The sequence below is a fragment of the Coprococcus intestinihominis genome, from assembly GCF_040096555.1.
In the GTDB taxonomy this organism is placed as follows: Bacteria; Bacillota; Clostridia; order Lachnospirales; family Lachnospiraceae; genus Coprococcus_A; species Coprococcus_A intestinihominis.
Genome location: NZ_JBBMEK010000104.1, coordinates 1 through 10,156, shown reverse-complemented (window position 1 = coordinate 10,156; position 10,156 = coordinate 1). Strand labels below are relative to the sequence as shown.

The following is a 10,156-nucleotide window of genomic DNA, read 5'->3' as shown; positions in this document are numbered from 1 at the left end:
GTCTAATCTCTCTAAATCTTGGTTAGCTTGGTTAGTAGCTTGGTTAGCTTGGTCAGTTATTGGATTGACTCGGAACAACTCTACCCGAAACATATTATCAAATTCCTGAAATCTCGGCTTTGGAAGTCCATACTCTTCTGCAGCATTAAGGATTCTTTTTATTCCGCTTCCCCATGCCTCTACAAGTCCCATCTGACTGAATATATTGGCAATGCCTTTATTCCTGATCTTCGAATGACCATTCATGACTTCCTCATAAGTTAATCCGTTATATAATCCACCCGGAGATGTCACCTCCAATCTGTCATCATAAACTGCGACCTGAATACAGGATTCATCTAATAGGTTACGGTGACAATGGGCATTAATAATCATTTCCCTGATTGCTTCCGGTGGTAACTCATATTTCTCTTTTCGCACCAATCCGTCAATTGTTGCTCCAAGCCGAATATTTCTCAATACAAAATCTACTGCTTCTTCGATTTGTGTATAGATTGGTCCTGTAAATTCTCTCTTATCCAGAAACATTGCACGATCTGTTCCCTTGAATACCGCACATTGTGTTTTGGAGAATGAAAAATAATCCGATGTCAGCAACGCATAGGCATTCGTTGCCAGAAGCTGTCCCTCGCTCTGCTTCAAAATTTTCCAGTTTATCAGCTGCTCTTTCTTTACAGAATGTTCTGACATTCCTGCTTTCTTCCGGAACTTTTCAATATCCTGACAAAGTTTCTCTGTTGCTTCCTCTGAAACAGGATAACCCACACAAGTAAGCTCATCCCATGAGATTCTGGCCCCTTCCATTTCCAGTTCTTTTATCTTCTCCGGAAATGCCTGTCTTGATGTACCTGCTACACGGATATAAGTGCCATTATCTTTTCCCTTTGATTTTAGATAATACGGTCTGTTCTTTCCAGCTTCTACTGATACAACAATGACCGTTTTCCCGTCTACTGTCTGTGGCTCAATATCAGGAATGATCTGTGGCACACAGGAATCAGAAACTGCATTGGCAATTCCATCCATCAGCTGAAACAACACATCATTTTCCACACCAACAATCTGGTGTGTTTTATCGTCTACTCCAACAATCAGCTTGCCACCTTGTGTATTGGCAAAAGCTACGATTGTCTTCATGTACTTTTCACTTTTATCAGGTAAGGATACCTTGTACTCAATATTTTTCGATTCCCCGGAAAACATAGTATCTTCTACCATTCTTTCACTCCTACTCTATACTCGCACCACTGGTACGAATAATTCTATTTCCAGAGCAATCTTCTCTGGATCATTAACACTATTATACGTTCTATTCTTCTTTTCTATCAAGCAAGAAAACAAAACAGTTCATTTCTTCTTACCATTTTCTTCTGTTCTTTTTTGATGCCAGATAAAGTCTCGTCATCTCATCCATGAAAATAGTTTTGTCCTCATTGGTCATAGTTCCACTGGCAAATAAAGCAGCTACCTGTTCAAGAATCTGCCTTGCCTGTTTAGCACCAGCATATTCACTTGGCTCATCATTACCCAAGCACACGGTTTCATTATCATTCATAAGATAAGAAACCTGACACTGAAATGCATCTGCCAGTTTTTGATATAAACTACTCTGCTTCGGATATCGTCCTTCAACTTCCCAAGATCGAATTGTTCTATGAGAAACGCCCACCATATCACCCAGCTTTTGTTGAGTCATTTTTTTCTCTTTTCGCAACTTCCTAATTTTATCACCAAATGTTGTCATAAGTATACATCTTTCTCCTATGAGTTTTGTACATGCTTTATTTTTCTAACCACAATAAAAGTATATCATTATGCAAATAAAAAGAGAACCCGACATCACAAGCAAATTTGATGATGCGGGTTCCCTTCCCTCTTTATAGATCAATACCTTTTATTTTTTCATCTTATGATCCGATGGCAATCTCACTTCTTAATGACAACTGTGGCTTCCACATCCATGCTCGCCACATGTATGTCCTTCCCCGTGGTTGTGCTCGTGATGAGAACATTTCACATCCGGATTATACTCAAGTGTTTCATTGATAAAAGCTTCTACTGCTTCATCTGCGTCTCCGGAAACTCCTCCGAAAAGCTTGATGCCTGCTGCCGCTAACGCTGTCTGTGCGCCGCCTCCGATTCCGCCACAAATCAAAACATCTGCATTCAATGCATTAAGAACTCCTGCCAATGCGCCATGTCCGCTTCCATTCGTATCTACTACTTCTGAATGTACTACTTTTCCTTCCTCTACATCGTAAATCTTAAATGTCTCTGTGTGTCCAAAGTGCTGGAAAATCTGTCCATTTTCATATGTTACTGCTATTCTCATAATACCTTCTCCTTTTTCTGCTGCATATTTTTTGTAAATTTCCTGTTTGTAACATCCTCCAAAGCTGCAGTTGCCGCTCTGACCGTCACAGATTCTGAAATCCCCACCCTCGATTCTGAGTGGATATCCATCAATGAGTGCATCTGCTATTTTCTTCCTGGCAATCTCGTAAATTCGTTGAACCGTTGTTCTTGCGATCTGCATAGATGCTGCACATTGCTCCTGACTATAACCTTTCTTGTCCAAAAGACGGATTGTCTCGTACTCATCTACCGTCAGAACAATGGGTGTTTTTTTCTCCGTATCATCTGCCGGAAGAAATTCTAAAACATTGGGGAAATGGCAGACTTTTCTGCATTTTACTGGTCTCGGCATAAACTGCTCCTTTCTCGCTTTTCTTATATAATAGTCCTATAAAAGGCATATGTCAATAACGTTTTTGACATATGCCTTTTATGAATCACCTTATAGCATTACTTCTTTTCATTATTTTTTAATTTACAGATACCCTGCGTCATTGTTCCCATTGGACAAAATGTACACCAGGTTCGTGGCTTATATAACACCATTACAATCAACCCTAATAACAAAGATGTAAGCATCAAACTATAAAATCCAAAACTAAACTGTGCCACCCAATCAGCTACTGTTCCGGCAGTATATGTCCATCCCCACGGAACACGGAATGTCCAGAATAATTTGATGGCTTCACGCAAGGAGGATGCTCCGGCACCAACTAAATATGTCTGAAATACCATATTCCCAAACATTGTAAGGAAAAATATCAAAAAGCCGTATCGGAACCATTTTGAACTCATCCATCGCGGGGTTGGTTTATTTCTTGAGCATTTTAAATCTCCACCAAGCTTGCTAAAAAGCTGGCCACGTCCACACAAATGATTACAGAAAAATTTATTTCCACCGAATATTGCTATTCCTAACGGCAACAGGAAATCAATCATCCCAAACCAAGCGAACAAAACATTAAAAAAACCGAGAGCAAAATAAAGGATCGCCCATATCCATAAATAATCATACCAATGTTTCTTTTTCTTCACATCGCTGTCCTCTCTTTCATTTCAATACAACCTGCCGGACAGGACTTTGCACATTTTCCACATCCTACACACACTGTTTCTTCTACCACAGCATAACATCCATGGTAAACTTTGGCCGCTGCCAGCGGACAAGTATTTTCACATACTCCGCAGGCAACACATCTTTTTTTATCAACACTTGCCACTCTTTTTGCCAATGCTTTGTTCCCCTTTCAAATTTTGTATCTCTATTGTACCTGAAAAAGGTAAATTCTTCTGTGATATTATTACATAAGAATTTACCTTGAACGCTAATAACTAGAATGACATATTTTTATTATACATCACCTTTATATTTATATATAATGTTTAGAATCTCCTCAGTTGTTCTAATAATTACTTTTTGTTTTTCTTTCGTTGTTATAGATTTGCTTTCTTCTTCAGATAACGAAGAATAAAGGTGGATGGTATTAGCATGATGCCATATCTCATCGCAAATTTTCTCAATTTCATCAGCACTCCGAAATGCCTGGTCTGTTTGCATTTGCAAGTGTTCTCGTTGCTCTTCCAGATGATTCATCTGTTCTAGTAACTGATCCCTTTCTTTCTGCAATCGATCATGTTGTGCTTGCAGTTGATCTATTTGTATTTTAATTTCGCTCATCTTTTCTTTCTGTCTCCGCATAAGCATCATCAAATATACAACTACAACTACAAATAATAGTATTATGTACAGCATAAACTTCTCCTCACGACACATATATTTCGACGGTTTTCCGCAAATCAACTATTGATAATGGCATAGAAAGAACAGTTAGTTTTCCTGAATTCTTTTTAATTTCAACAGCATCAGGATTGCCTGTGATTAAAATTACAGGTGTTGTCCTGTCCGCACGCCATGGCTGATTCGGTTGGCTCGTCATATCTTCGGTAACAATCCAAAGATCCGGCTTATGTCTGCCTAATCTTGTTTTAGCACTTTCCGGTGTGTAAAACAGCATGATCTGATCTGAAATAAATTGCAATGTTTCTTTTAATCCTTTTGCATAACGTTCACTGCCACAGACCAGTGCAATAATAGAAGCAGCTTTCTTTTTTTGTGTTACCTGAATAAAATCCAAAACTGGTGTATTATAGAGACTAAAGTCTTTTTCCAAATGAACTTTATCATAATAACTCTTTGCTGCCTTGCACATCCTCAGACAAAACTGTTCTATGTCTATACGAATATCGTTTCCGTTCTCCTGTATGTTCATACTTTCCAACTGACAAACTGACATTCCACAGTTTAGTCCAAGATGAAAGCGTATATTATTTTCATCATTCAAAAATCCTTTATTTTGATGAAGATATTCACATCGAAGCTGCCAACAGCGTTCTCCGCAAATATATGGCTTTTCATCGGATTGAGATAGTTTAAAGTAGTCCCCTGCATATTCATCAAACCAGCGAATATACTGGGTTCCCACATCACGGGTCGGATTCTTTTGCCGATCCAGCATAACCCGGCCATCTCGATAATGTTTAACAATTTCCGGGAAAGCAATACCTCCGCAAATATCTGGCAAAGTCAATGCCAATGCCAGTGCAGACTGCCATCGTCTATCTACAATATTCAGTTCTACTTCTTCAATTCGGTCCAAAAATGTAAAACTGACATCTCCCTGCATTATTTATCCCTCCCTCATATTCACAACAGTCATGTACTATAGTCAGTATATTTTTATTTATGGCATATGTCAATTATATAATTGACGCATCTAAAAAAAGTAAGTATACTATGTTCGTAAAGGAGATAACTGTTATGAGCTTCGAAAATTATTTTCCACTATGGAATGACTTAAATACAGCACAGAAAAAAGTAATTTCAGACAATTTGATTACACGGGATGTAAAAAAAGGAACGATCATTCACAACGGAAACCTGGATTGTACTGGATTATTACTGGTTAAATCCGGGCAGCTTCGAACTTACATACTTTCAGATGAAGGACGAGAAATTACACTTTACCGCCTGTTCGATATGGATATGTGTCTTTTATCCGCCTCATGTATCATGCAGTCCATTCAATTTGAAGTAACCATTGAAGCAGAAAAAGATACTGATCTTTGGATCATCCCTGCTGAAATCTATAAGGACATCATGAAGGAATCGGCTCCCGTCGCAAACTATACCAATGAATTAATGGCTAGCCGTTTTTCTGATGTCATGTGGCTGATTGAACAGATCATGTGGAAGAGTTTGGATAAGCGTGTTGCTTCATTTCTTTTAGAAGAGACCTCTATCGAAGGAACAAATGAACTGAAAATCACTCACGAAACTATCGCAAACCATCTTGGTTCCCACAGGGAAGTGATCACTCGAATGCTTCGATACTTTCAGGGCGATGGTCTCGTCAAACTCTCACGCGGCAAAATCACCATCCTTGATTCGAAAAGACTGGAAACACTACAAAGATCATAAAACTGTTTTTCTATGACATCTAAAGAATCCTCCATTTATCAGAATTGTGAAAGTCATTCTAATAAATGGGGGATCTTTTTACGCTACAAGTAAATTATAAAATTATTGTGATTATTTTTTAATAATCCATACCACATGCATATGCCCTTTCAATCAGCGCACGGTCATTAACCACTGCATCATAGAAGCGGAATCCACCGGAGAAGTTGTATGTTTCATAACCGTTTCCTTCCAGAATACGGCTGGCAATGTAGCTGCGCAGACCACTTTGGCATATCAAGTAAACAGGCTTTCCCTTCTCAATTTCATTGATACGTTCCCTTAGTTCATCTACAGGAATATTTCTGAATCCATCCATATGCCCCCTATTAAACTCACCTACAGTTCTCACATCCAGCAATACAACACTTTTATCTTTAGAAATCTTATCCATATCTTCCAGATGCCATTGTTTTAAGGTACCTTTTGCTATATTGTCTATCATGAATCCTGCCATATTTACAGGATCCTTGGCAGAGGAATACGGCGGTGCATATGCAAGATCCAGATCTTTCAGCTGGGTTGCCTTCAGCCCTGCATGAATTGCTGTTGCCAGCACATCAATACGTTTATCAACTCCTTCATATCCAATAATCTGAGCACCAAGCAAACGATAAGTCTCTTTTTCAAAAACCACCTTCATGGTCATCACTTTTCCACCAGGATAGTAACCGGCATGACTCATAGGAGAAAGAATTACTGTATCTACATCTAATCCTGACTTTTTGGCATTGGTTTCATTGATACCTGTAGTGGCTGCTGTCATATCAAATACTTTGATAACGGAGCTTCCCTGACTGCCCAGGTAACGGCTGTCACCACCACAAATATTATCAGCGATGATCCTGCCCTGCTTGTTGGCTGGTCCGGCCAAAGAGATCAGCGCATCATCACCCGTAACATAATGTTTTACCTGAACTGCATCACCTGCTGCATAAATATCCGGTACAGAAGTTTCCATTCTGTCATTCACTACGATACTTCCCTTGATGCCAAGTTCCAGACCAGCTTCTTTTGCTAATGCTGTGTCTGGTGTAACTCCGATTGCCAGCACCACCATATCAGCCTGAAGGGATGGATTATCTTTTAATAGAACCTCTACTCCATTGTCCTTTTCTTTAAATCCTTCTACTGTATAGCCCAGTACCAGTTTTATCCCATGCTTTCTCATTTCATTATGGATCATGGATGCCATATCCGGGTCAAATGGGTTCATCAGCTGCTTAGGCCGCTGGACAATTGTAACATCCATGCCAAGCTCCCTCAAATTTTCTGCCAGTTCCAGACCAATAAAACCGCCACCTGCCAATACAGCCGATTTTGGATGATTCTTATTTATATATTCCTTTATCCGAAAAGTGTCTTCTACAGTACGAAGTGTAAAAAGTTTATCCATACCTACTCCGGGAAGTCTCGGCTGTGTTGGCTGTGCACCTGGAGAGAGGATCAGCTTATTATAGTTTTCTTCAAATATCTCACCATTCTCTAAATTTTTCACTGAAACCGTTTTTCGTTCCGGATGTATGGAGATAACTTCATGATGAATTTTCATGTTAATACGGAATCGTTTAAAAAAACTCTCTGGTGTCTGTAGTGTAAGTTCTTCTGGGTCTGTGATCACGTCTCCGATATAATATGGAAGCCCACAATTCGCATAGGATATGTATCCGGATCTTTCAAACACAGTAATTTCTGCATGTTCATCCAATCTTCGTATTCTTGCTGCAGCTGTAGCTCCTCCGGCTACACCGCCTACGATTATTACCTTCATCTTATTTTTCCACCTTTCCTGAATAAGCAGCAATGCCACCAATATTATTTACTTTAGAATATCCCATTCGTTGCAACATCCCAGTTGCTTGACGACTTCGGGCTCCGGAATAACAGTATACAAACAGCGGTATTTCTGTATTCTTCACTACCGAAACAACATTGTTAAGTTGTTGCAATGGCACATTTTTACTTTCTGGTATATGCCCTTCCTGATATTCCTGCGGCGTACGAACATCCAGCAGAACTGCACCAGCAGTCTTTTTATATTCCTCTATCCCTTGATTAATATTCGCCTGTTTTAAAAAATCAAAAAATCCCATTAACGCACCTCCTTAAAGCATCTCTAAGATTGCCTTCTTAGGTCTTGCCCCTGAAACTTTTGTTACAATCTTCCCATTCTTCATAACCACCAAAGTTGGAATACTCATAATACCAAATTTACTTGCCAGTTCTGGCTGCTCATCCACATTGATCTTTCCAACTTTGATATCAGGGCGTTCACTTGCTATCTCCTCTATGATAGGAGCCACCATACGACAAGGAGCACACCAAGGAGCCCAAAAGTCTAAAAGAACGGTTTTCTCGGAATCCATTATTTCATTCTGAAAATTATTTTTATTGATATTAATAGCAGACATTTTACAGTCCTCCTTGTTTTTTCTTTTGTGGCTTTATTATAATCTGAAATTCATTTGTTTTCTGTGATATCATCACATTATTATCATGATTAATTTTTAACTAATTTATTTTTTCATCTTATGATCTGATGGCAGTCTCACTTCTCCGGTCCTTTTCTTCATAATCGAGTTCTGTGTCTCCATCTGTGTTGGAATATAATCGCTTTCCTGCAGAAATGCACCTGCCGCCTCAGCATATGATTCATATCCAGCTGCTTTCATCCTCTTCAACATTTTTGCCAAAGCACTGTTCTTGTCTCTACTCACCTGACGTGTGCTGATGCCCAGTTCCTCTGCTGTTTCTTTAACCTGTTTTCCCATGATAAAATAATCGCTCACGATTTTCTTTTCTTTCTCTGTCAGATTGCTGAAGAGTTCTTTAAAGAAGATCTCAGTTGTAATATCCGATGCAATGTCACGTCCACTATCTGCGATAAAGTCTGTCGCACAACCGTTTTCTGATTCTAATCCACAAAATAATACTGTATTATTTCTCTGATGCTGCTGATCAAACATATAATGTTCCTTATTATAAAAAATATTAAGAACTTCCAGCTCTTCTGCTGTAATATTAGCGTATTTCACCTTCTGATATCTGTCGTAAAATGTGTATTTTCTTTCTTCCATGATTGTTTCTCCGATTTGTCGTTTTTGTTGATTTGATTTGTGACAAATCGAAAATCATGGATATCTGGCATAATGCCTGCATCTTCCCTGCATCTTGATATGCTCTTCCTTTCCGGCATCTACCTGTTAAAAAGGAAGCTTTTTCAAATCTGCAACCTGTTTTTGGGTATAAAAAAAGGCCATGCCCTTCCGGGCACAGCCTGACGCCTTAAAATTTGAGAAAAGAAAAACCTCCGCAAACATTACGTCTGCGAAGGTCTATTTCTCTCAGCATATCAATTCTAACATGCACGTATTTTCATTGTAATACCATTCACATGCCAGTTTACTGTCAGTTCACTGCCACTTTACTTCCACTTTTCTTCCAGTTTATTTCCTCCATCTTATTCTGTATCTTTTCCGGACGTGTAAATGCCCAGAGCATTGTTGCATACAAACGGATTGCTTTCTTACGGTTTCGATAATAAGTAGTGCTTGGCATATCATCCAGCATCAGCATCACATCTTCATTGGTATTTCCTGCTTCAAAATATCTATATTTCAAAAGCCGATAATACAGCTGTCCATTTTTTGGATAATCCCTCAAAGCTATCAGGGAATCTCTCATGATTTCCAGCAAACAGAGATTCATATCATTATTCAGAAGCTTTTCCTGGATTCTGCGTTTCTCTGCAGTCGCATCGAAATCTACCAGATCATATAACATTTCCTTCAGATGCTTCCCTTCCTCTGCATACATTTCATAATCTATATCCACAAGGTTCTTCTCAATACGGAACATTACTTTAGTATACTGACTCAGCAATAATTCCGTATTCTTATAAGCATCCTCTGCCACTTCTTCCATATTGATAAACATATCCTGTATTCTCTGCATAATTGTCCTCCTTCCCGACCGCTTCCGCAGCCAGACCAATCATTGTATTGTTTGTTCCATTCACAGTCTGTCACTGTCCTAACATCTCTTCATGCAGATTCCGCAGAAATATCCGCTGTGGGATAGCTTCTATTTCTGGCTGATCGGCAACTGTATGATCTATTGAAAGCAATCGGTTCTCACGGGAAAGGATGTATCCCCGACTGCTGATGTTCTCATCGAATATCTATCTCTCCAAAGGGGGCCCTGATTCAGTAATGCCAGTTAGCTAAAATTGGAATAAAATAGTAGGTATCCTAAAGTAATGGTAATAATGCACAATTCATAACA

The 10,156-nt window shown here is 39.1% G+C and carries 13 protein-coding genes; 1 reads left to right on the top strand and 12 read right to left on the bottom strand.

Annotated elements, in window-relative coordinates:
* From WMO25_RS09380 to WMO25_RS09350, 7 genes are all read right to left on the bottom strand, one after another.
* The coding region (locus tag WMO25_RS09380) for an ATP-binding protein (RefSeq protein ID WP_349085105.1) at window positions 1-1,218 on the bottom strand (1,218 nt) is incomplete at its 3' end.
* 139 nt (window positions 1,219-1,357) lie between these two features.
* A complete protein-coding gene (locus tag WMO25_RS09375) occupies window positions 1,358-1,744 on the bottom strand; it encodes a helix-turn-helix domain-containing protein (protein ID WP_044924454.1) in 387 nt (128 codons plus the stop codon).
* A gap of 189 nt (window positions 1,745-1,933) precedes the next feature.
* Window positions 1,934-2,707 carry a NifB/NifX family molybdenum-iron cluster-binding protein gene (locus WMO25_RS09370; protein WP_028086471.1) on the bottom strand — a complete coding sequence of 258 codons (774 nt, stop codon included), beginning with the start codon at window positions 2,705-2,707 and terminating at the stop codon, window positions 1,934-1,936.
* Window positions 2,708-2,805: 98 nt separating this feature from the next.
* A complete protein-coding gene (locus tag WMO25_RS09365; protein ID WP_028086470.1) occupies window positions 2,806-3,390 on the bottom strand; it encodes a 4Fe-4S binding protein in 585 nt (194 codons plus the stop codon).
* Complete coding sequence (locus WMO25_RS09360) at window positions 3,387-3,587, bottom strand: 4Fe-4S binding protein (RefSeq protein ID WP_028086469.1); 201 nt, start codon at window positions 3,585-3,587, stop codon at window positions 3,387-3,389. Before WMO25_RS09360 ends, WMO25_RS09365 begins: the two co-directional genes overlap by 4 nt.
* 119 nt (window positions 3,588-3,706) lie before the next feature.
* Window positions 3,707-4,033 carry a hypothetical protein gene (locus WMO25_RS09355; protein ID WP_235904592.1) on the bottom strand — a complete coding sequence of 109 codons (327 nt, stop codon included), beginning with the start codon at window positions 4,031-4,033 and terminating at the stop codon, window positions 3,707-3,709.
* A gap of 85 nt (window positions 4,034-4,118) precedes the next feature.
* The gene (locus WMO25_RS09350) at window positions 4,119-5,039 is read right to left on the bottom strand and encodes a response regulator (protein WP_028086467.1); all 921 of its coding nucleotides are present in this window, start codon (window positions 5,037-5,039) and stop codon (window positions 4,119-4,121) included.
* A gap of 110 nt (window positions 5,040-5,149) precedes the next feature.
* Here WMO25_RS09350 and WMO25_RS09345 point away from each other — a divergent pair, with 110 nt between their 5' ends.
* A complete protein-coding gene (locus WMO25_RS09345; RefSeq protein WP_044924472.1) occupies window positions 5,150-5,833 on the top strand; it encodes a Crp/Fnr family transcriptional regulator in 684 nt (227 codons plus the stop codon).
* 118 nt (window positions 5,834-5,951) lie between these two features.
* Here WMO25_RS09345 and WMO25_RS09340 read toward each other — a convergent pair whose 3' ends face one another.
* From WMO25_RS09340 to WMO25_RS09320, 5 genes are all read right to left on the bottom strand, one after another.
* Entirely contained in the window at window positions 5,952-7,643 is a 1,692-nt protein-coding gene (locus tag WMO25_RS09340) for an FAD-dependent oxidoreductase (protein ID WP_349085104.1), read from the bottom strand.
* A gap of 1 nt (window position 7,644) precedes the next feature.
* The gene (locus WMO25_RS09335; RefSeq protein ID WP_028086465.1) at window positions 7,645-7,965 is read right to left on the bottom strand and encodes a rhodanese-like domain-containing protein; all 321 of its coding nucleotides are present in this window, start codon (window positions 7,963-7,965) and stop codon (window positions 7,645-7,647) included.
* 12 nt (window positions 7,966-7,977) lie between these two features.
* Complete coding sequence (gene trxA, locus WMO25_RS09330) at window positions 7,978-8,283, bottom strand: thioredoxin (protein WP_028086464.1); 306 nt, start codon at window positions 8,281-8,283, stop codon at window positions 7,978-7,980.
* Between the two features lie 105 nt (window positions 8,284-8,388).
* Window positions 8,389-8,949: a sigma factor-like helix-turn-helix DNA-binding protein gene (locus WMO25_RS09325; protein ID WP_028086463.1), complete on the bottom strand. Its 561-nt coding sequence runs from the start codon at window positions 8,947-8,949 to the stop codon at window positions 8,389-8,391.
* A 331-nt stretch (window positions 8,950-9,280) separates the two neighbouring features.
* The gene (locus tag WMO25_RS09320) at window positions 9,281-9,826 is read right to left on the bottom strand and encodes a hypothetical protein (RefSeq protein WP_026650125.1); all 546 of its coding nucleotides are present in this window, start codon (window positions 9,824-9,826) and stop codon (window positions 9,281-9,283) included.
* Window positions 9,827-10,156: the final 330 nt, after the last annotated feature.